Below are 20,835 nucleotides of genomic sequence, written 5' to 3'. Positions count from 1 at the left end.
ATGAGGAGTCAGTTGGCAATGGCTAAGTTAAGAAGTACCGGCCTGGTTCTGGTCGCTGCCCTTGCTCAGGCGGTTTCTGTGCTGTCAGAAGCGCAAGAAATCCAGCCTGTGCAGCCGCTTTCAACCCGTGCTGAGCTGGAGCAGCAATTTTCAGAAGAATTGTTGCAGCAGAAAAAAGCGCGTCAATGGATCCACGAAGTCGCCAATGATATTGCGACGATTCGCTATGTGGATCAGCTCGCGGATCTTTACCACAACATCGGTTTCGTGCCCCTGTGGCAGGACAGTTTCACGGCTAATGAATTTGAGCAGCAGCTGCGTATAGTAGCGCTGTCGAATATCAGCAGTGATTTCACCCAGCGTTATCAGTTACTCAAACAGTACAAGCAGAGTAATGATTGGCGTCAGTATGATCTGTTGGCGACCGATACCCTGTTTGCTTACATGAGCTATGTGGAAGGTATCCCGACATACGGTCGGGAATGGCTGTTCGGTGCGGGCGTTGAACCGCGTTTGCCGCTACCTTCTGAGATGGAGCTGGCTCGGCTGTATCGGGCCATCGAGTTTGAACAGCTGCGCTCGTTTGTGAATAGCCTGAAACCGGCAGACGACAACTACACCCAGTTGTTGCTGGCGATCGAGTCGATGGAAAGAGCGGCGGGATCACCCTGGCCGGGGTTTTATCAGCCCGGCATTATCCGGTTGGGCACTCGCCTGAAAGATCCGGAAGGGCTGATTTCGATGCTGGAACGGCTTGGCGATTTACAGAATTTCGAGGCTGATCAGCTGCGTTCAGCCAGAGTGCGAAATTACAACATTGATCTCGCCAATGCGGTGAAAAACTTCCAGAAACGCCATGGTCTGACACCGGATGGCGCAATTGGCCCCAAAACCAAGCAGTGGCTTGCCCTGTCACCTCAGTCACGGGTCCGGGTGCTGGCGCTCAATGCGCAGCGAACCCGAATCTGGCCGATGAACCGGCCTTCAATGCTGGTGGTAAATATTCCCCGTTTTGAAATGAGTTTGTGGCTGGATAACCGGCAGGTACTTGAAAGCAAAGTGATTGTCGGCAGGCCAAGCCGTCGCACCCCGGTAATGACTTCCAATGTATCCTCAGTGGTGTTCAATCCGTACTGGAATGTGCCGATGTCGATCATGCGTAAGGATATTCTGCCAAAAGCCCGGTATGACCGCGGGTATCTGTACCGCAACAATTTTGCGGTGATCAGAAGCTGGAACAGCTCTGAGCAAATCCCGATTCATACCATTGACTGGCGGCTGATGAATGCCAAATCCTTCCCTTATCGCTTGCGGCAAAACCCGGGTAAAAACAATGCACTGGGACGGTTCAAGTTCAACATGCCTAACGACAATGCCATTTATCTTCACGACACACCGTCGAAACGGCTGTTTGCCAAGGAAACGCGCGCGTTCAGTTCCGGTTGTATTCGGGTAGAGCAGGCCGATGATCTGGCGACAATCCTGCTGACATATTCAGGCGTGCCGGAGCAGCGAGTGTTTGAGCTGAAGTCGCGTACGAAAACTAAGACAGTGGGCTTGCAGAACAAGGTGAAGGTCGAAGTGATCTATCAGACTGCCTGGGTGGATCAGGATGGGCTAGTGAACTACCGGGATGATGTCTACGAATATGACAAATTTGTAGCTGAGTCTCAAAACCAGCAATTATTTACATCCCTTTACCATTAGCTAAATTGCTTATACGTCAATAAGTAGGCAGTTTTCGTCCGCTTTTTAGACGATTTTTTGATAATTGATGGTTTGACTGCACAATAACTGAACGTTATCTTGATTCTCGTTTTTGATATTCCATGCGCAGTGCGGGGAGGAATATCAGCAAGAATTAACAAGCAGTTGTTGTAAAGTTATGTCTGATATTGATTACAAGCGCCGTCAGCTGTTAGTGGCTGGCGGTCTTACGTTAGGGGCATCTTTGCTGCCGGGGTTGGCGATAGCAAGCCCTTATAAAGCAAAGAATGAACGTTCTATCTCACTGTGTAACATTCACACTAACGAAGATTTGGAAACCCGTTACTTTGATGGTGAGCAGTACCTGAAAGACGAGTTGAGGAAGATAAACTACATCTGCCGTGATTTCAGACGTAATGAAGTGGCAAAAATGGATCGCCGTTTGTTTGATGCCATTACTGAAATCCAGTCCGGACTCGGGCATAAAGGGCAGGTGCGGATTATCTCCGGCTACCGTTCGCCGCAGACCAATCAGGCGCTGCAGAAAACCGGCGGTGTAGCGAAAAAGAGCTACCATATGAAAGGCCAGGCGATCGACTTTCATCTGGAAGGTGTACCGCTGTCACGAATCCGTGATGCTGCACTGGATCTTCGGTTAGGTGGAGTAGGATACTATCCACGAAGCGGATTTATCCATCTTGACACGGGCCCGGTTCGCCGCTGGAACGGCTGACGACTCGTTGATGGTAACAGCTAAACATTTTTGTTGTACGCCGAGCCGTACACCGACGAGCAGGACACAGAACAGCTATGCCAAGGCCTGAGAACCGCGTATCTGGTTTTTTCAGCCCTGCAGGAAAAGAATAATTACAAAGCCGACACTATCTCCCTCTCTTGGTAGCTGTCGGCTTTGCTGTATCTGGCATTTAGGTCGCGGCATTTGGCATTTAGATAGTGGACTGTTATCCTGCTGCCAGCATAGTAATCGTTAGGAAAAGTGATGAGTTTTCAATTTGAAATTGTGCCTGTGACTCCGTTTCAGCAAAACTGCTCTATCATCTGGTGTGATGAAACCAAGCAAGCAGCGCTGGTGGATCCGGGCGGTGATATTCAGCTGCTGAAAGACAAGGTGCAGCAATTGGGCCTGACGGTCACCAAGCTGATTCTGACTCATGGCCACCTCGATCATGTTGGTGGTACAGAGCCGCTGGCAAAAGAGTGGGCTGTACCTGTTATTGGCCCGCACAAAGAAGATGCTTTCTGGTTACAGGGGTTGCCAAGCCAGAGCCAGATGTTCGGGTTCCCGTTGACAGAAGCGTTTGACCCGGATCAGTGGCTTAACGATGGCGATACCATTTCAGTTGGCAACCAGACTCTGTCTGTTTACCACACCCCCGGTCATACGCCTGGTCACGTCATTCTGTTTAATGATGAGGCAAAAGTAGCGTTCGTTGGCGATGTGCTGTTCAAGGGCGGCATCGGTCGTACTGATTTCCCGAAAGGGGATTACCAGACCCTGATTAACTCCATCAAGGGCAAGCTGTGGCCGCTCGGCAATGATGTTGCCTTCGTACCGGGTCATGGCCCAATGTCGACCTTTGGTCACGAACGTGCCTCTAATCCGTTTGTCGCCGACGAAATGCCGTTGTACTAATAAGCTAGGTATTGCATCGTTACAGCTCTAGCCTGAACGCAGAAATTGTCAGAGATGCTGCCAGACAAAAAAGAGCCGGATGTTTCCGGCTCTTGCTGTTTTAAGCGTTGAAAAGCTAGAGAAGTAGAAAAACTAGAAGAAGTAGAAAAGCGAGATAAATTAGAGAAGAAAATTTACAGACCCCAAAAGGAACAGGTCAGGAAATAATCCAACTACTTACTTCAACAAATCAGGATGCTGCCAGATAGCGTCTTGCCAGCCCGGCGAAATCGGCTGCCGGTCGATCCAGAAAGTCCTCTGAAATAAAAAAATCGTACCCCAGAAATTCCCGGTTGTAGCGCATCCGGTTAGCCAACATGGCCTGCAGCCCTTTAAAGACGTAACCCGACGTCGTGTGATAGTGGCTGTCATCGAACAAGATGTCTTCCAGCTCATAGGGTGGGTCACTCATCCGCTTATGTGCCATGACCAATAATACCCTCTGATCCAGCAACAGCTTAGTGGCAACCCTCGGACAAATTGAACGAACAAACTCTTCATAATCTTTGAGTTTGATTCCCACCCAGGGAACCGGCTCATACCAGCCATCCACAGAAATACTGGCCTGACCGATTTGTTCGATGTTCTTCCACTTTGCCAGCCAGCCACCGTAATGGCTGTGAAACTGGATATGCATAAACGTCAGTGTGAATGAAAGCTCAGGGCCTTGCTGGTACTTGTAACCCAGCAAGACCATCAGCGCTGAACCAATCAGGATGATGGCAATGGCTGGCGGTGAAGCGTCGGGATAGAGAAAACCGAGTGCGCCAGCCACAAGAACGCCTATTAACCCGCCCAGATACATATTGGTACCAAATGGGGTAATCGGAGGATGGATATGTTGGGTCTTCAGATCACTCTTCATCACAAGACGTTGTCAGTTTTGTTACTGTTAGTATGGCTGAGACTGGTAAGCAGATCACCTTGGTTATGCAAGCTGGTTCAAAAATCAAGAATAAATAAAAAGAATGTGCATATGTGTATTTGTCCAGTTATTTGGGGTGAATGCTGAATTTTCCCCGCTGAGTTTGGATATTTCTTTATTTTTCAGCGCGTTTTGTGGGGAAATCTTTTGCTGGAAATGAGAGGTTGTCGCCTATTTTTGAGTTAAATCATCTTTTATTGCGGCTTAAATAACCGTTTGCTGGCATTTCTCTGACATCCTTGGTATAACACGCGCTTACTTTTTCCCGCTGGAACTATCGGGACAACTATCCAGTTGCCTCGTTAGATGGTGGTGACTGAAAGTAGTGCAACGGAGTAGGAAATTTAATGAGAATCTCTCACAAACGTAAAGTTCAGCTGAAGCTGCAAAAGCGCCTGAAAGGGCTGGTAGTTGAAGCAAAACCAGCAGCAGTTAAAGCTGTTACGAAGAAAGCACCAACTGCAGAAACAGTAAAAGCTGCTCCAGCGGCAAAACCTGTGGTGGAAACACAGAAGCCAGCCATGGCTGCGACTGTGTCATTAACACCTAAACAGCAGCAAGTGCTGGATATCGTGATGAAAAATGCGGAAGGCATCAACCCGAAAGGGATTGGTCTTGAAGCAGGTCAGGAAGATACAAAAGCCGCTTCTTGGGCAACCGGTGCGCTGAAGAAACTGGCCGAAGACGGTCTGGTTGAACGCATCCAGCTGGCAGGTAACAAGGTGCTGTACAAAGCTCTGTAATTTCGCATTTTTGTGCACTTTGCAATTTGACAAGTGAGGCTCAGGCTCTCATTGTTGTCAGGCGCTGACTTGCCAGACCCGTTCCTGTGACAACGACAGGGGCGGGTATTATCTCCCCCTCATTTTTTCTTTTTCCCGCCGTTTTTCCGCTGACGTTTTTCCTCTTTTTTCGCATCGTGTGAACCTCCGAAATTGCAAAAAACGGGCACTGCACCTCTTTGTCTCAAAATTGCATCAGGCAAAGACAAATTAATACTCATCCGCCATTCGCCTGTCGGAATGTCTCATCTCTGCTATAACTTATTAATAAAGAACCTTCACTAAGAAATGTATTCTGGTTTATCAGGGATGTAGCTACGCGGAGGCGAGTTTATGACAATGATAAGTGCTAGAGAGTTTTCTGACTGGCTGCGCAATCGCTTTGCTCATGAAGACCAGGGTGTATGCCTGACCCGTGATGATATTAATCAGTTGACCGGTCGTCAGAGTTTTTCACTGGGTTTTGTTCATGACATCCATTACGAACTGATGCAGCACGGAATGGCATTTGTCACTGATACATCAAGAGAGATTTTTTATCTGGTGCCGGTTTCAAACAAACCCTGGCGAGAGCAGTTGGAACGTCAGTATGAGCGTGAGCTCTTCTGTAATGTGTTGCCGTTGGATAAGTCAGGTTGAACCTATGAGCTGTCAGCCAAGCTTTCGAGTTAGAGGCCGTTTTCTTAAAGACAGTGGCTGACAAGAAAGGTCATTTAGGCTGAAGCGCAGATAAAGCATCCACCGAGACGCGTATACATAACGTAGGGCACAAATAATAAAACGGGAGCCAATGGCTCCCGTTTCAATATGTCGTGATGTCAGACAGAATGCTGGCTTACAGTACAGCAGCAATGCCTTTACACAGCGGCAGCATATTTGATTTGGTCATGCCGGCAACGCTGATGCGGCCTGAACCTACGATGTAGATTGCGAATTCTTCTTTCAGGCGAGCAACCTGATCTTTCGACAGGCCAGAGAACGAGAACATACCGTTCTGGCGCTCGATGAAGCTGAAGTCTGCATCCACACCCAGATCTTTCAGGGTTTGTACAAACAGCGTACGCATTTCCTGAATACGGTCACGCATGTCAGCGACTTCTTGTTCCCATTCTGCACGCAGAGCAGCGTCGTTCAGGATTTCAGTCACGATAGCCGCGCCGTGAGCCGGTGGGTTGGAGTAGATGACGCGAGCAATAGACTTCACTTGGCTGAAAGCGGTTTCGGCTTGTTCAGCATTCTTCGCGACCAGCGTAAACGCACCTACACGTTCGTTGTACAGACCGAAGTTCTTCGAGAATGAGCTGGCAATCAGCAGTTCTTCACAATACTGGGCAAAGATACGCAGGCCTTCAGCATCGTCTTCAACACCTTTGGCAAAACCCTGGTAAGCGAAGTCAAACATTGGCAGCAGTTGTTTTTCAACACACAGTTTAGCCAGTTGCAGCCATTGTTCTGCGGTTGGATCGATACCAGTAGGGTTATGGCAGCAACCGTGAAGCAGTACTACATCACCTGGTGCCGCTGTAGACAGGTCGGTAACCGCAGCGTCGAAATCCATATTTTTTGTTTCTGCGTTGTAGTAGCTGTACTGGGCAATTTCCAGACCGGCAGCCGCAAAAACGCCATTGTGGTTCGCCCAAGTCGGGTTACTGATCCACACTTTCACATCACCCAGTTGGCGTTTTATAAATTCAGCCGCCACACGCAATGCACCTGTACCACCTGGTGCCTGAGCCGTTTTCGCTCGTTTGTCGCTGATAATTGAGGAGTCAGCACCAAACAGCAATTGTTGAACAGCCAGACCATATTCTGCAGTACCCGGAATACTCAAGTAAGACTTGGTTGTCTCTTTTTCCAGCAGAATGGCTTCTGCTTTTTTTACTGTAGCCAGAACAGGAGTATTGCCAGATTCATTTTTGTAGATGCCTACGCCCAGGTTAATTTTTTCAGAGCGAGGATCATTCTTGAACTCTTCAGTCAGGCCAAGAATCGGATCGGCAGGTGCGGCAGAAATTTTCTCAAACATTATGATCATCCATGCTGATGTGAATAATAACGGTCAACCCCCTCTTTATACCTTTTAACGGACGTGATTGACAACAAATTGCAACAATTACATCAAATATTAATAGCTGGCAGACGTTTACGGGGTCTTTTGTTAATAAGTGGTTAATTTTGGTGTGGGTCACATTTTGGTAAGCTATGGAAACTTACTACAAATTCCCGAGTAATAAACGATCAGTGTGATATATGTCACTCAAAAACTGTATAAAAAATAGGTAACTACGTAATTTTATTAATGAAATGGGTTTTGTTGTTTGTCTACGTGAATGCGATCACGGATGGTAGGGCATACGATGTCATAGCATTGCACCCGATGGAATAAGGTCAAACATGATGAATTCAGCCTGTTACTGGCACGAAATGTGGAGAAAATTCGTGTTTGTACAGCTGGCGCGACGAAGATGCTAAATCTTCCCGGTTTTGCGTATGTCATGTTTGTCTGAATGTTGTATGCCGGTTGAAGGATCGAAAGGATGCCGACCGGCAAATTCGGGGATGTTTCAATGGAAAAACCGCGCCTGTCGTTTTGGCAAATTTGGAATATGAGCTTCGGCTTTATGGGCATTCAATTCGGCTTCGGGCTTCAGAATGCGAATGTCAGCCGGATATTTGAAACGCTGGGAGCCAGTATTGAGCAAATACCGATACTCTGGATTGCCGCACCGCTGACCGGGTTACTGGTACAGCCGATCATCGGTCACTTCAGTGATCGCACCTGGACCGTACTGGGTCGCCGCCGCCCGTATTTTCTGCTGGGGGCCATTGCCTCATCATTGGCACTGATCGTAATGCCGTATTCACCACACCTCTGGGTGGCTGCGGGTATGCTCTGGATGCTGGATGCCTCTATCAATATTTCGATGGAGCCATTCCGGGCACTGGTCGCGGATAACCTGCCGTCATCACAACGCACGCAGGGTTTTGCGGTTCAGACCTTCTTTATTGGTATCGGATCTGTGGTGGCCTCTGCCATGCCTTATCTGCTGAGTAATGTGTTTGATATCGCCAATACCGCACCGGCCGGAGAAGTACCGCCGTCAGTGAAAATTTCTTTCTTGTGCGGGGCGTTGGTTTTTCTGGGATCGATCCTCTGGACAGTATGTCGGACCAAAGAGTATTCGCCACAGCAATTGGCGCTGTTTGATGGCGAGCCGCTGTGTGAACAGGAACCCAAAGCGTGCTGGCAAACCTTTCTTTGCGATATAAAAGCGATGCCAAAGACCATGGTACAACTGGCCCTGGTGCAGTTTTTCTCTTGGTTTGCTTTGTTTGCGATGTGGATTTATACCACATCTGCGGTAACCACCCATATTTTCGGTACGTCTGATACCAGCTCCGCATTGTACAACGAAGGGGCGGACTGGGTTGGATTGTGCTTTGCAGCCTACAACGGTATTTCAGCTTTGGCGGCCTTTATGCTGCCGTGGTTGGCACAGAAAACCAGCCGCAAGTTTGTTCACAGCCTCAGCCTGGTTATTGGCGGAGTCAGTTTAGCGGCTATGGCGCTGATTAATGATCCTGCAATGCTGATGCTTAACATGGTTGGTATCGGTCTCGCTTGGGCCAGCATTTTGTGCATGCCTTACGCCATTCTGGCAGGGGCGTTACCGTCCCGGAAGATGGGATTCTATATGGGGGTCTTTAACTTCTTTATCGTTCTGCCGCAAATTTTGGCGGCCGGTATTCTCGGCTTCTTCACCCGTTGGGCATTCGGTGGAAACACCATGATGGCTATCGTATTGGGTGGGATCTCCATGATTGTCGCCGGGCTGATGGTGATTCGCGTGAAAGATGAAGATGAGCCGAACCGGGTACGCAACTCTGAGCAAAAGTCTGCCGCCGTGCTTTCTGCTGCAATCTAGTTAGCCGTTAGTCGATAGGCTGAATCGCTTCTGTGGAAACAGGCCAGTTCGTTCACTGGCCTGTTTATTTTTTGCTTTATTGTTTCCTGCTTCCTGCTTCCTGCTTCTGGTGGGGGGGAGTTGTTTGGGTCGCAAGCCCTGTATAGGGTTCTCGCAAACAACCTCACTGAAATGTTGGCGTCCGCTTTTCCAGAAATGCTGACACCGCCTCGCGGGCTTCATCACTGCGAATACACTCCACTAACTGACGGTTTTCCTGCTCAATGGTTGCCAGCAGGCGATCCCTGTCATGGTCCAGCAGCATGGCCTTTGAAATCTTCATGGCTTGTGGTGGTAACAGACAAATGCGCTTGGCCTCCTTCAGTGCCCGTTGATCCGGATACGCTTCAATTGCATTGATAAAACCAAGTGACAGCGCTTCATCAGCTGCCATCGCCTCACCAAACAGCAGCATGGCTTTGGCTTTGCGGATACCAATGATTTTTGCCAATTCTGTGCTGGACGCCATTTCCGGGCATAGTCCTAATGGAACAAACGGCGTTTTGAAAAGCGCACTGGCGGAAGCATACACGATGTCGAAGAACTGCAGCATAGTGGTGCCAATCCCGATCGCGGGTCCGGAAACGGCTGCAATGAGGGGCTTATTACACAAGATGAGCGCTTTCATGAACCTTTCGACGGCAAAGCCAGACATCCCTTTTGAAATAGCGAGAAAATCCTGCATGTCATTGCCGCCGCAAAAGACATCCGGTAATCCACGAAGGACCACCGCCCGAATCGCTGGGGTCGCGGACGCCTGCTCAAAGGCTTCCGCTAACTGTTGATACATCTGCTGATTGAGAGCGTTTCGTGCGTCCTGGCGATGAATCTGAATATCAAGGATCGCATCTTCCTGATTGACAAGAATATCCATATTTTTCTTCCTGTTGTCGGCCGAGAGTTTCTCCCTGAGAGGGCTGCTCTGTGTCGTCCTGTTGTTCCGCTTTAACTTCAGTGCGTTCTGATTGACTATTTTAGGTGTCGAGCGTTGTCATTTAAGCGCAGATCGAGAAAGATATCTGTGATGCTACCTTTGAAACAGTTGTTTAACTTTTCAAAGATACGCTGATTAAGCGGCCTCACTCAAATTCTCACTTCTAAACACTCTCATTCAAAGAATGTTATTCCAACGATGGCCCGATGACTGGATGACGCTGTGAATTCTGGCTGGTTGGGTATAATGCCTGTCGAGAATATATCAAGAAGGAGCGCCCCTTGAAGACAGAATCTACGCCTATAGAGCAAATGTGCTGCGCAATGTTGCAGGCTGTTCGGACAACAAAGCCGCTGGTGGTGAATCTGACCAACTATGTTGTGATGAACAATACAGCCAATGCATTGCTGGCTGTTGGTGCTTCGCCAATCATGGCGCACAGCCGGGAAGAAATGGCGGAAATGATGGGGTTTGCCGGTGCACTGGTCATTAATATCGGGACGCTCGACAGCCACTGGATACCACGGATGTACTACGCGGTGGAGAAAGCAAACGCTAATAACAAAGTGGTGGTACTGGACCCGGTGGGCTGCGGAGCCAGCGCGCTACGGACAGAGGTTTCCCGTAAGCTGGCTGCGTTGGCAGAAACCTTGATCATTCGCGGGAATGCATCTGAAATCATTGCACTTGCCGGGGAAGCGGCGCAATCAAAAGGGGTCGATGCACTGGACAGCAGTGAGCAGGCCCTGAATGCGGCCAAACAACTGGCACACCAGCACCAGTGTACTGTGGTGATCTCAGGTGCGACCGATTACGTGGTGTCCACCGACAAGGTCTGTGCGCTGGACAATGGCCATGCCATGATGCCAAGAGTGACCGGCATGGGGTGCAGCCATACTGCGCTGACCGGGGCTTTTGCCGCGGTGTGCGAGGATACCTGGGAAGCCGCGCTGGCCGCAACGGCCGTATTGGGAGTGGCTGGTGAGCTGGCCGCAGAAAAATCAGCCGGGCCGGGGAGCTTACAACTGAATCTGCTTGATTCGCTATATCTGCTGGGTGAGCCTGCGCTGGCGGCCCGTCTGAACGCCAAGCTGCTTGGAGGCACGGCCAATGCCTGATTACAGCCTGTATCTGGTCACGGACGAGAATCTGGATCTTGAACAACTGAAGTTCGTGATCAAAGAAGCCGTTGCCGGTGGCGTGACTATGGTTCAGTTGCGTGAAAAACACGGCGATGTTCGTGAGTTCATTCAGCGTGCCATGGTTGTTAAAGCGCTGCTGATGGAAACCGGGATCCCGTTGATCATAAATGATCGGGTGGATGTGGCGTTGGCGGTCGATGCCGATGGTGTGCATCTGGGCCAGTCTGACATGCCTGTCGCAATCGCCCGCCAGTTGATTGGCGATGACAAAATTCTGGGGCTTTCGGTGGAAAATGAGCAGCAACTGGCGGATGCGCAACACCTGCCGGTGGACTACCTGGGGCTAAGCGCGATTTACCCGACACCAACCAAAACCAATACTGTGTATGCCTGGGGGCTGGACGGGTTAGAGAAAGCGGCGGGTGAAAGTCGATTGCCGTTGGTGGCTATTGGTGGGTTGAATGAAAGCAACATTAAATCAGCCATGGATGCCGGTGCGGCTGGGGTCGCCTTAGTGTCGGCAATTTGTCATGCGACATCGCCAAGCGATGCGTGTCAAAAGCTGCGTAAGCTGATGCATGCCGACTGAGGTGAGGAAGGAAGTAACGTCAGCCGTTGTGACATCCAACGTGTTGACGTTTTCTTCCGGCCCGCGAAGTGCTTTTGCATCACTGCGAAATGTTGTTTCGGTCAGATAAAAAATGTCTCGAGATACAGCTGTTCCACTTCTTTTCTTGCCCATTCGGTTCGGCGTAAAAACGTCAGGCTCGATTTGATACTCGGGTTGCTGTTGAAGCAACGGATGTTGATTTCGCGTCCCAGGGCTTCCCAGCCGTAATGATCAACCAGCTCTTCCAGCAGTCTTTTCAGAGTGATGCCGTGTAGCGGGTTATTCGGTTGGTTTGTCATAATGGTGTCTCTTTAGGAGTCAGAGTGAGTGGGTAAAGTGGTAAGCTGCGTCGAAAACAGAAAGGCTACCCGAAGGTAGCCTTTTTTGTCAGCAATTTTATTACTGAACTTAGAAGTTCGCAGAGCGTGGTGTACGTGGGAATGGGATCACGTCGCGTACGTTACCCATACCTGTTACGTAAGAAACCAGACGCTCAAAGCCCAGACCGAAGCCCGCGTGCGGTACTGTGCCGTAACGGCGCAGATCGCGGTACCAGTTCATGTGCTCTGGGTCGATGTTCATCGCACGCATACGCTCGTCCAGTACGTCCAGACGCTCTTCACGCTGAGAACCACCGATGATTTCGCCGATACCCGGTGCCAGTACGTCCATCGCTGCGACTGTCTTACCGTCTTCGTTCATACGCATGTAGAACGCTTTGATATCTTTCGGGTAGTTTTTCACGATAACCGGGGCTTTGAAGTGTTCTTCAGCCAGGTAACGCTCATGCTCAGAAGACATGTCGATACCCCACTCAACGTCGAACTCGAAGTCACGGCCAGAGTCTTTCAGGATCTGGATTGCATCGGTGTAATCAACCTGAGCGAAGTCTGAGTCAACAAACTGCTCAAGACGCGTGATGGCGTCTTTGTTGATACGTTGTGCGAAGAACTCCAGGTCATCCCGACGCTCTTCCAGTACAGCTTTGAACACGTACTTCAGCATGTCTTCAGCCAGCTTCGCAACGTCGTCCAGATCGGCGAAAGCCACTTCTGGCTCAACCATCCAGAATTCCGCCAGGTGACGGCTGGTGTTGGAGTTTTCAGCACGGAACGTTGGGCCGAAGGTGTAAACCTTGCTCAGGGCACACGCGTAAGCTTCAGCGTTCAGCTGGCCTGATACGGTCAGGAATGTTTCTTTGCCGAAGAAATCTTCGTTGAAATCCACATCGCCTTTGTCTGTACGAGGCAGGTTGTTCATGTCCAGTGTAGAAACACGGAACATTTCACCGGCACCTTCACAGTCAGCAGCCGTAATCAGCGGCGCAGACATCCAGAAGAAACCTTGCTCGTGGTAGAAGCGGTGAATCGCTTGCGACAGGCAGTTACGAACACGGGCAACCGCACCGATTACGTTTGTACGTGGACGCAGGTGAGCCACTTCACGCAGGTACTCAATAGAGTGGCGTGTTTTTGCCATTGGGTAAGTATCTGCATCTTCAACCCAGCCAACAACTTTCACTTCGGTTGCTGCCAGTTCAAAATCCTGGCCGCTGGCCGGAGACTCAACGATTTTACCGGTGACCTCAACAGAGCAACCAGTAGTCAGCTTCAGCACTTCTTCCTGGTAATTATTTAACTCATTTGGGACCACGGCCTGAATCGGGTCGAAACAAGAGCCGTCATAAATGGCAAGGAAAGAGATTCCAGCTTTGGAATCGCGACGCGAGCGAACCCAGCCACGTACAGTCACTTCACTGTCGACAGCTAGCTTACCGCTCAGTACGTCTGTTACAGGCGCGTAAGTCATGTGTAAATTATTCTCCGTTAAGGCACTTTTATTGTTGTGCCATCGGGCATAAAGCCCCAGACACTGTCCAAGGGTTCAATATTACCTGTCTGGCGTCAGGCATCAAGCCTTGTGATGGCCTGATAGGGTAAATTGATGAAGTAATCGCTCTAATTGCTCGGCTAAGTGCTCAAGATTTACGCTAATCTCTTTCGACGACTGTGCATGACGTGCTGTATCGTCGGCATGCTCGGTGATAATTTCAACTTTTGAGCGAATGTCATCGGCAAGGGCTGCCTGACTTGATGACTGCTGCTGAATGTCGACCGTATGCTGGTTGACGGTCTGGATATGATTATCGATAGCAGCCAACGCGGCGGAAAGCTCACGAATCGTTTCGACTTTTCCGTACGCAGTCTGGCAGGTGGTTTCAATGGCATCAGCTGAGGCTTCGCAGTCCTGATGCAGATTGTCGATAATGGTATGGATATCACCGGTGGCCTGATGGGTGCGAGTGGCCAGATTCCGGACTTCGTCGGCGACTACCGCAAAGCCGCGACCCTGCTCTCCAGCGCGGGCTGCTTCAATGGCGGCGTTAAGCGCCAGCAGATTGGTCTGCTCGGCAATACCGCGGATCACATCTAAGATGCTGCCGACCTGCTGACTCTGCGTATGGAGGTGATCGATACGTGCTTTGACGTGTTCAATGTCATGGACCAGCTGCTGAATGCTCTCACCGGCTTCCTGCGCCAGTTGCGTACCTGACTGAGCCGCCTGTGAGGCCTGACGACTGAGCGCGGCGGTTTCGGTGGTGTGTTGCTCAACGTCATGCTGTTGATGCTGCATGTTGTCGATAGCGGTAAACATCAGGCCGGTTTCGTAGCGCTGACTGTCCGCAGCCTGATTGGTGCTGCCGGAAACCTGGGTTAACTGGCTGGCCTGTTGAGTCAGGGACTCCGATGTTTGTTGCACCTGACGCAGGCTGGCAGAGAAATTGTCCAGCATATGATCGTAGCTGTGACACAGTTCGCCAATCTCGTCGGTGCGGGATGAGTTCAGACGCTGGCTGAGATCTTTATTCTGGCTGGCGGTTTTCATATAACCGGACAGGCGGCGCAGGGGATGAACAATAATGTTACGGATCATCATCAGCGCGAACAGGAACCCGGCAGCGGCGATAGCCGACATGATAGCCCCAGCGTTAAGTAATTGGCTGTCAACCCGCTCATAGAGCGGACCAAGATTGTATTCCAGGCGGACGACGCCCAGCACTTCGTTCTCCGGCACGATATGGCACTGCAGGCAATTGGTGCCCCGGTAGTTGCTGCTGGCTTTCATTGGCAGGGCAACCAGCAGGGTTTTTCCGTTCGGGGTACTGATGGTTTCGCTGATTTGCTCGCCGGCAAGGGCTCGTCGGTCGAAGTCATCCACCGGCTTCTGGTAGTCCAGACCGGGGCCAAACATATTGACCACGCCGGGTCCGCGAATCACTCGGACATTCTCAATGCCGTTGTGAGACAGGACTTTTTCACGCAGTGTCTCTTTTTGTGACATGGTGCCGGTCAGCATCATCATATTGAGGCTGTCGAAGTAGTTACCGGCCTTGTCCAGCGTTTGCTCGCTGATGACCGATTCCAGCATGGTTTTTTGCTGACGAGCCTCATAGGCGAGAGAGGCGACCAGCACGACCAGAAAAACCATTAATAGGGTGAGGAGGAGTTTATGAGCAATGGTAAGACGCATCTTCCTTAATCTCTTACACATATTCTTGTTGTGGATATAGTGTAATTGCTTGCCATGTTAATAAATAGTTTTCCTGCTATGACTGTGATGTAAGCCACGATAACGTTTTATCTACAGGTAATTGCTTGTTATTCATTCTGTTTTATGTTCGTTATGGCTGGGAACCCAGTGTGGAAGATGGCCTGAATAATCGTCATGCAACTGGCAGTAAAAAGCCCGCGAGGTGACGCGGGCTCGGTAGCGAGGCTGTGGGAATAAGAAAGGTGTTATTCCCATAGGGTATTTTTATCAGGCTGCTGGCTGCTCGGTAAAGGCACAGGTCTGGCCGTCATTTAAAATGGTCCCGGCTGGTGGCCCGGTCGGCTCAGCAGGAGGCTCGCCTTCCGCTGGTGGCGGGGTCTCCGGTGCTTCAATGGGCACCACGTCCGGTACTTCACTGGCATCGATCAGCGTGACGATATCACTCCAGATTTCCCCTTCATTGTCCCCGTACAGCAACGTGTCATCGGTCTCCCAACGGGTTTGGTGGTTGAAGGCTTTGATGGCCAGTTTCAGGCCGTCAGTATCTGACAGTTGAATCCGTTCCTTCATTGAGCCATCAATGGCTTCATAGTACAGGGTACCGTCATCTTCCAGTTTCCAGCGGATGTCGAAGTTAAAGCCACAACCGTCTGAGTCCACATAGCTGCCGAGGAAGTAGTCACCGGAAAAGTTATCGGTCAGCTTGAGGTACCGTGACGAATCGCTGGCGAACGTCAGAGCTTTGTCGTCACTCAGGTTACCGGTCTGGCCAACCAGCAAGGCTTCCGTAAACCGCGGCACCCGGCCATACCAGGCTTGTTTACAGGATGCGGCCTGAGTCTGGTACTCCTCCTGAGTTTTCTTCACCATTGGTGTGGTGGTGGTCTGATCCCAGCCGGAATCATTGGTCGTACAGGCGGCCAGTTGATCGGCCTGATACTCACGGGCCATGAAGTTTGTAATGACCGTTTCCTCAGGCTGACCGTTATCCGGATGGATGTACTGCTTAATCGCCATAACCCGCAGGGCATAGTCGTAGTTGGTCTTCGCCCAGTACTCAAAGGAATCCGGTGTATCGGCATTTTCCAGCACTTTCAGGTAGCTGTTATCCAGTAGTGTCCAACTGCGGTTACTGCCGCTGACAGGTTCGGTGTGGCGGTAAAACTCCCAGGTATTATCACTGCGCAGGATCTGAGCTGTGATCTCACCATCTTCGGCAATCTGTACCAGGGTTTTGTCGACCAGATCACTGACGCCCTGAGTGGTGAAGTGCTCGTCACCCCCACACTCTGTTACCGCGTTGAGGAAGAGGTCTTCATTTGCCAGTGCGGTATTTCCAAAGATACAGTTATCAAAGGCGGGCAGGTTGTCCCGGGTCGCAGCGGCAAAGATCTGATCTTTCGCATCATTATCAAAACCGGAGTAGTGGAACTGTTCGCCATCCAGCAGGGTTTCGCCGATGTTGACGAATCCGCGGTCAACCACCAGGAACAGTGCCAGGCTGTTGAAACGGTAGTTATCAGACAGTTGTTTGATGACATCGGGGACATCGAAACGGATCATCTGTTTGCCGGCAACCGTTACCGGAGACCAGACACCTTGCTCCTGAACCACCCATTCATCGACCGCAATGTTGCTCCAGTAACGGACGGTAAACAGGCCGTCATCAATTATTTCTACGACCACGTTATCGCTGAGTTTAAAGCCGTTCACGGATTCAAACTCTGGCCCGGCATTGGCCTGAGCAGTGATCAGCTCATCCAGACTGGTGAAGGCGGTATCCGGCAGCTGTGTGGAGTAAACGCGGCAGGTGTCTTTGTCGTTGGTGGTGTCACACAGCAGGTACGTTTCTTTTTCCGGCCGCCAGGTGAAATAGAAGCCTGAGGCATTTTCATCAAACGTCGCAGTATTTTTGATATAGCGGGTCATGAAATGATTTTCCCGGCTCGATAGAAAATCGTGGATCCGTTTTCCTGACAACGAATAGACATTCGCCTCCAAGGAAATTCCCGACTTATCATCTTTCGTCAGACCGGCATCGGTCAGCATCGCGGTTCTCTGAGTCGCCAGGATGACTTTCAGGTAGCTGAACAGCCCGGTCCAGCCTTGAGAGGTAAGCACCTGATGTGTGACATCTTCTGTCCCGAATGCGGTTGAGCCGCTGAGATAAGTAAAAAATTCACTCAGATTAATGTCTTCGTTACCACTTTTTTTCCAGCGGAATTCTGCCACTTCGGTCTGTGAACCGTTATACGAGGTGCGGTCCGACATCAGGACAGTACCATTGTTACTGCTGCCAGCGGCAACCTGCCAGTAACCGTCGTTCAGAATGGCTTTAATATCAGCCAGCGCAGCATCCTGCTCGGTATAAAAGCGCTCAATACGACCGTCGGTCATGGATTTGACAATAGAAAGCTGCATCAGATCTTTCAGTGTCATGCCTTCCAGGCCGATTTGGGGGAACAGGGTATCGCGAATATCCAGGGCCATGTTGTTGATGTCCTGTAGCGCAAACAGCACTTTACCCTGTGGCGCATCGGTAAACACCTCAGTAAATACCCCCCAGTTGCCGTCTTTGACGATGCGTTTGGTCAGGGCGTAGTAAGTCATCGATGTTTCCAGCGTGACCGTCAGGCGTTCGCTGGCCAATGGAGTCATATAAAGACCCTCAGGCAGTGCTTCACCCAAGGTGAATTCGGGGATCCCCGCCGGATCAATCAGCAGTACCGCGTTGACTCTGGGTTTGGTATCGCCGGTAAACGTATAAATCCCTTCACCGTTTGTCTGCCAGTCGGTCAGCTCGATGGATTCCAGCACCTTACCTTTATCGTCCAGCCAGACTGCGGCAAAATTTTGTTCTGTCAGATCTTTCACTGCGTTGGCGTAAGCCTGAGGAAGCAGTGACAGTGAATGTTGCTGAGCCAGAGTCATTTGGTCAGGCAGATCGACAGAGACTCTGAAGTCGGTCGTTACCGGTGTGGCCGGAGCCGCAACAGGATTGGGTGTCTCACCTCCACCTCCGCCACAGGCGGTCAGAAGCAGGGCGAAAGCCGTCAGGAAGCAGTATCCCAGATAGCTACGCATAATATTTCCCCACAAATGATTATGACTATTGGTTTTTTGCTGAGTATAGATAGGACAAAATTAGCCATTGTTAAGAGGGGGAAGGTGTCTCAAAGAATAAGCGGCCGTCTGAAAAGTGAGACGACCGCTTGAAGGTGATGGGGTGGTGCAGATCAGAGGCTTAGGCAATCGCCAGATATTTGTGGGTCTGAATGGACAGACGCCAGTTGCGGGCAATGCAGGTTTCAATGCACAGCTCGGTCGCACGCGGCTTCTGGCTGATTGGCTGAAGCGCAATGCTGACGTTTGTTTTCAGATTTTTGCCAGCCAGCAAATCATCGAGTTGCTCGATGTCCTTGGTTGTTCCAACCGGATGCTTAATTTCGTCAGCCCGCTCCAGTGCGCTTGGCAGCACAGGAAGCTTGGCCTTCATGTTGATTTTTGGCGACACGGTTACCCAGGTGTTGGCTGTGGCCTTCACTTCTGATGTTCCGCTGGTTTCAATCTGACAACGGAAACCGGCCTGCTCCAGTGCTTCGGTCAAAGGCACCAGATCGTACAGGCATGGCTCACCACCGGTGATAACAACATGCTTCGCGGTGTATTTCTGATCATGGAGCAGATTCACGATGCCCTGAGCATCCAGCTCAGTCCAGGTCGGAGAGTCGCCTTTTTTCGCCATGATCTCAGCAATTGAAACATGATCCTGCGGCTCTGCCGACCAGGTCTGTTTGGTATCGCACCAGGCACAACCCACCGGACAGATCTGGAGTCTGACAAAAATGGCCGGTACGCCGGTAAAGACACCTTCGCCCTGGATGGTTTCAAAGACTTCGTTAATTTTGTACACCGCAAACCTCGTGGTGAGTTGAACAAGAGTTGAACCGCGGCATTATGGCAAAAAAGCTGTGAGCTGTCTTCCAGTAGATAAATTTTGGTGGTGAATTAACCGCGACCATTTTGAGGGAAATATGAAGCGGCATACAGTTTTCACTGATTGATTTCGATTTCCCTGTGACTCTTGTCACGTCCCATGAAACTTCGGCTTCACAATTACTTCGCAAAGTAAAAAAATTCAATTGTTCATCTTTATATCTACATTTTTTCAGGAGTTAAGGCATGTATGTCGCTCAGCCTGGTCATATCGATCATATCAAGAGAAACAATGCCGGCAGCGTCTACAAGCTCATTGATCAGCTTGGCCCTATCTCACGGATTGAACTGTCAAAGCGCAGCCAGCTGGCACCGGCCAGTATCACGAAAATTACCCGTGAGCTTATTGATGCTCATCTGATAAAAGAAACCGCTATTCAGGAAGCGGCCAGCCGGGGGCGACCGGCGATTGGTCTGATGCCGGCCAATGAAGGGTGGCAGTTTATGTCTATCCGACTGGGGCGTGGCTATCTGACCATCGCACTGCATGAGTTGGGGGGCGATATCCTGATTGAAGAACGTCAGGAAGTGGATGTGCTGGAGCAGGATGAAGTCCTGAAAAAGCTGATTTCCGAAATTCATACCTTTTTTGCCAATCATGTGAATGAGCTGGATCGTATTACAGCGATCGCGGTTTCATTGCCGGGGTTGGTGAATGCGGAAGCCGGAACCGTACTGCAAATGCCGCACTACAATGTGCATAATCTGGCGTTAGGTCCCGCTATCCATGAAGCTACTGGATTGCCGGTGTTTGTTGGCAATGACACCCGCTCATGGGCGCTGGCTGAAAAACTGTTTGGGAATTCGCGCGATGTGGCGAACTCGATACTGATTTCTATCCACCATGGTGTGGGTGCCGGTATTGTGTTGGACAATGTGGTGTTATCGGGCCGTATCGGGAATGTGGGTGAGCTTGGCCACATTCAGATAAAGCCCTATGGTAAACGCTGCTTCTGCGGAAACCATGGCTGCCTGGAAACTGTGGCCAGCCTGAAAGCGGTGCTTGAGCAAGTGGAGCAGCGTCTTCGCGAAGGGCATCCGTCCACGCTTCACGGCAAAGTGCTGACAATCGAGGGTATCTGTGACGCCGCGGTTGCCGGTGACAGTCTGGCTCGCCAGGTTATCGTTGAGCTTGGTCATCACCTGGGACAGGCCATTGCAATTATGGTCAACCTGTTTAACCCCGATAAAGTTCTGATCGGCGGAGAGTTTAACCGCGCAAAAGAAGTGCTGTACCCGGCCATCATGGATTGTGTCCGAACGCAGTCACTGCCGGTTTATAATCGTGATCTGATGATTGAAGAAAGCTGCTTTTACACTCAGGCAACGATGCCCGGTGCGGCGCTGGTGAAGCAAGCCATGTATGACGGCCACCTGCTGATGAAGTTGATTGAGGGATAATGTCGCCTGTTCATTAAACCTTCGTTGCATGATTTTCCTGACAGTATGGTTTGCAAAGTGTTGGTATCTTTTACACCTGATAAACCGTACGAATATAAAACCCAGTAAAAACAGTAATATAATAACTG

Annotated in this window: 18 protein-coding genes; 9 read left to right on the top strand and 9 right to left on the bottom strand. The window is 50.4% G+C overall.

Annotation, left to right across the window (positions count from 1 at the left end; translation table 11 throughout):
- Positions 1–18: 18 nt before the first annotated feature.
- The 3 genes from C9I92_RS02375 (at position 19) to C9I92_RS02365 (ending at position 3,361) form a co-directional block, all read left to right on the top strand.
- Complete coding sequence (locus C9I92_RS02375; protein WP_053061734.1) at positions 19–1,707, top strand: L,D-transpeptidase family protein; 1,689 nt, start codon at positions 19–21, stop codon at positions 1,705–1,707.
- Between the two features lie 178 nt (positions 1,708–1,885).
- The gene (mepK, locus tag C9I92_RS02370) at positions 1,886–2,440 is read left to right on the top strand and encodes a peptidoglycan L,D-endopeptidase MepK (RefSeq protein WP_047884147.1); all 555 of its coding nucleotides are present in this window, start codon (positions 1,886–1,888) and stop codon (positions 2,438–2,440) included.
- Between the two features lie 267 nt (positions 2,441–2,707).
- Entirely contained in the window at positions 2,708–3,361 is a 654-nt protein-coding gene (locus tag C9I92_RS02365) for an MBL fold metallo-hydrolase (protein ID WP_047884148.1), read from the top strand.
- A gap of 229 nt (positions 3,362–3,590) precedes the next feature.
- Here C9I92_RS02365 and C9I92_RS02360 read toward each other — a convergent pair whose 3' ends face one another.
- The gene (locus C9I92_RS02360) at positions 3,591–4,265 is read right to left on the bottom strand and encodes a DUF2982 domain-containing protein (protein WP_047884149.1); all 675 of its coding nucleotides are present in this window, start codon (positions 4,263–4,265) and stop codon (positions 3,591–3,593) included.
- A 407-nt stretch (positions 4,266–4,672) separates the two neighbouring features.
- Here C9I92_RS02360 and C9I92_RS02355 point away from each other — a divergent pair, with 407 nt between their 5' ends.
- On the top strand, positions 4,673–5,068 hold the full coding sequence (locus tag C9I92_RS02355) for a hypothetical protein (protein ID WP_047884150.1): 396 nt from the start codon (positions 4,673–4,675) through the stop codon (positions 5,066–5,068).
- Between the two features lie 119 nt (positions 5,069–5,187).
- Here C9I92_RS02355 and C9I92_RS25350 read toward each other — a convergent pair whose 3' ends face one another.
- Positions 5,188–5,328, bottom strand: a complete 141-nt coding sequence (locus C9I92_RS25350) for a hypothetical protein (protein ID WP_157038306.1) — start codon at positions 5,326–5,328, stop codon at positions 5,188–5,190.
- Between the two features lie 112 nt (positions 5,329–5,440).
- On the opposite strand from C9I92_RS25350, the gene C9I92_RS02350 reads away from it, so the two are divergent.
- Complete coding sequence (locus C9I92_RS02350; protein ID WP_047884151.1) at positions 5,441–5,746, top strand: hypothetical protein; 306 nt, start codon at positions 5,441–5,443, stop codon at positions 5,744–5,746.
- 196 nt (positions 5,747–5,942) lie between these two features.
- On the opposite strand, the gene C9I92_RS02345 is transcribed toward C9I92_RS02350, so the two are convergent.
- Positions 5,943–7,133, bottom strand: coding sequence for an amino acid aminotransferase (locus C9I92_RS02345; RefSeq protein WP_047884152.1), 1,191 nt, complete (start codon positions 7,131–7,133; stop codon positions 5,943–5,945).
- A 511-nt stretch (positions 7,134–7,644) separates the two neighbouring features.
- Between C9I92_RS02345 and C9I92_RS02340 the strand changes: the two genes are divergently transcribed.
- On the top strand, positions 7,645–9,033 hold the full coding sequence (locus tag C9I92_RS02340; protein ID WP_249037519.1) for an MFS transporter: 1,389 nt from the start codon (positions 7,645–7,647) through the stop codon (positions 9,031–9,033).
- 163 nt (positions 9,034–9,196) lie between these two features.
- On the opposite strand, the gene C9I92_RS02335 is transcribed toward C9I92_RS02340, so the two are convergent.
- Complete coding sequence (locus tag C9I92_RS02335) at positions 9,197–9,946, bottom strand: enoyl-CoA hydratase-related protein (protein WP_047884153.1); 750 nt, start codon at positions 9,944–9,946, stop codon at positions 9,197–9,199.
- A 371-nt stretch (positions 9,947–10,317) separates the two neighbouring features.
- Between C9I92_RS02335 and thiM the strand changes: the two genes are divergently transcribed.
- Entirely contained in the window at positions 10,318–11,124 is an 807-nt protein-coding gene (gene thiM, locus C9I92_RS02330) for a hydroxyethylthiazole kinase (protein WP_047884154.1), read from the top strand.
- Positions 11,117–11,737, top strand: coding sequence for a thiamine phosphate synthase (thiE, locus tag C9I92_RS02325; RefSeq protein WP_047884155.1), 621 nt, complete (start codon positions 11,117–11,119; stop codon positions 11,735–11,737). The genes thiM and thiE overlap by 8 nt, the downstream gene beginning before the upstream one ends.
- 101 nt (positions 11,738–11,838) lie before the next feature.
- On the opposite strand, the gene C9I92_RS02320 is transcribed toward thiE, so the two are convergent.
- The 5 genes from C9I92_RS02320 to queE form a co-directional block, all read right to left on the bottom strand.
- Positions 11,839–12,060 carry a VF530 family protein gene (locus C9I92_RS02320; protein ID WP_047884156.1) on the bottom strand — a complete coding sequence of 74 codons (222 nt, stop codon included), beginning with the start codon at positions 12,058–12,060 and terminating at the stop codon, positions 11,839–11,841.
- A gap of 106 nt (positions 12,061–12,166) precedes the next feature.
- Positions 12,167–13,567 (bottom strand): asparagine--tRNA ligase, encoded by a 1,401-nt coding sequence (gene asnS / locus C9I92_RS02315; RefSeq protein ID WP_047884157.1) that lies wholly within the window; start codon positions 13,565–13,567, stop codon positions 12,167–12,169.
- A gap of 102 nt (positions 13,568–13,669) precedes the next feature.
- Positions 13,670–15,289 carry a methyl-accepting chemotaxis protein gene (locus tag C9I92_RS02310; RefSeq protein WP_047884158.1) on the bottom strand — a complete coding sequence of 540 codons (1,620 nt, stop codon included), beginning with the start codon at positions 15,287–15,289 and terminating at the stop codon, positions 13,670–13,672.
- 288 nt (positions 15,290–15,577) lie between these two features.
- On the bottom strand, positions 15,578–18,394 hold the full coding sequence (locus C9I92_RS02305; protein ID WP_047884159.1) for a hypothetical protein: 2,817 nt from the start codon (positions 18,392–18,394) through the stop codon (positions 15,578–15,580).
- A gap of 160 nt (positions 18,395–18,554) precedes the next feature.
- Positions 18,555–19,223 carry a 7-carboxy-7-deazaguanine synthase QueE gene (queE, locus tag C9I92_RS02300; protein ID WP_047884160.1) on the bottom strand — a complete coding sequence of 223 codons (669 nt, stop codon included), beginning with the start codon at positions 19,221–19,223 and terminating at the stop codon, positions 18,555–18,557.
- A gap of 269 nt (positions 19,224–19,492) precedes the next feature.
- Between queE and mlc the strand changes: the two genes are divergently transcribed.
- On the top strand, positions 19,493–20,707 hold the full coding sequence (gene mlc / locus C9I92_RS02295; protein ID WP_047884161.1) for a sugar metabolism global transcriptional regulator Mlc: 1,215 nt from the start codon (positions 19,493–19,495) through the stop codon (positions 20,705–20,707).
- Positions 20,708–20,835 lie beyond the last annotated feature (128 nt).

It is taken from the genome of Photobacterium ganghwense (genome assembly GCF_003025595.1).
GTDB lineage: Bacteria > Pseudomonadota > Gammaproteobacteria > Enterobacterales > Vibrionaceae > Photobacterium > Photobacterium ganghwense.
Note: the sequence above shows the minus strand (reverse complement) of the source record. Positions and strands in the feature narration are given on the sequence as shown.

Excerpts from the sequence above, each read along its gene's own strand:
- C9I92_RS02305 (WP_047884159.1), bottom strand. The coding sequence starts at position 18,394 with ATGCGTAGCTATCTGGGATACTGCTTCCTGACGGCTTTCGCCCTGCTT.
- C9I92_RS25350 (WP_157038306.1), bottom strand. The coding sequence starts at position 5,328 with ATGAGTATTAATTTGTCTTTGCCTGATGCAATTTTGAGACAAAGAGGT.
- C9I92_RS02335 (WP_047884153.1), bottom strand. The coding sequence starts at position 9,946 with ATGGATATTCTTGTCAATCAGGAAGATGCGATCCTTGATATTCAGATT.
- C9I92_RS02310 (WP_047884158.1), bottom strand. The coding sequence starts at position 15,289 with ATGCGTCTTACCATTGCTCATAAACTCCTCCTCACCCTATTAATGGTT.
- mepK (WP_047884147.1), top strand. The coding sequence starts at position 1,886 with ATGTCTGATATTGATTACAAGCGCCGTCAGCTGTTAGTGGCTGGCGGT.
- C9I92_RS02375 (WP_053061734.1), top strand. The coding sequence starts at position 19 with ATGGCTAAGTTAAGAAGTACCGGCCTGGTTCTGGTCGCTGCCCTTGCT.
- C9I92_RS02350 (WP_047884151.1), top strand. The coding sequence starts at position 5,441 with ATGACAATGATAAGTGCTAGAGAGTTTTCTGACTGGCTGCGCAATCGC.
- C9I92_RS02340 (WP_249037519.1), top strand. The coding sequence starts at position 7,645 with ATGCCGACCGGCAAATTCGGGGATGTTTCAATGGAAAAACCGCGCCTG.
- asnS (WP_047884157.1), bottom strand. The coding sequence starts at position 13,567 with ATGACTTACGCGCCTGTAACAGACGTACTGAGCGGTAAGCTAGCTGTC.
- mlc (WP_047884161.1), top strand. The coding sequence starts at position 19,493 with ATGTATGTCGCTCAGCCTGGTCATATCGATCATATCAAGAGAAACAAT.
- C9I92_RS02355 (WP_047884150.1), top strand. The coding sequence starts at position 4,673 with ATGAGAATCTCTCACAAACGTAAAGTTCAGCTGAAGCTGCAAAAGCGC.
- thiE (WP_047884155.1), top strand. The coding sequence starts at position 11,117 with ATGCCTGATTACAGCCTGTATCTGGTCACGGACGAGAATCTGGATCTT.
- C9I92_RS02365 (WP_047884148.1), top strand. The coding sequence starts at position 2,708 with ATGAGTTTTCAATTTGAAATTGTGCCTGTGACTCCGTTTCAGCAAAAC.
- C9I92_RS02345 (WP_047884152.1), bottom strand. The coding sequence starts at position 7,133 with ATGTTTGAGAAAATTTCTGCCGCACCTGCCGATCCGATTCTTGGCCTG.
- C9I92_RS02360 (WP_047884149.1), bottom strand. The coding sequence starts at position 4,265 with ATGAAGAGTGATCTGAAGACCCAACATATCCATCCTCCGATTACCCCA.
- thiM (WP_047884154.1), top strand. The coding sequence starts at position 10,318 with ATGTGCTGCGCAATGTTGCAGGCTGTTCGGACAACAAAGCCGCTGGTG.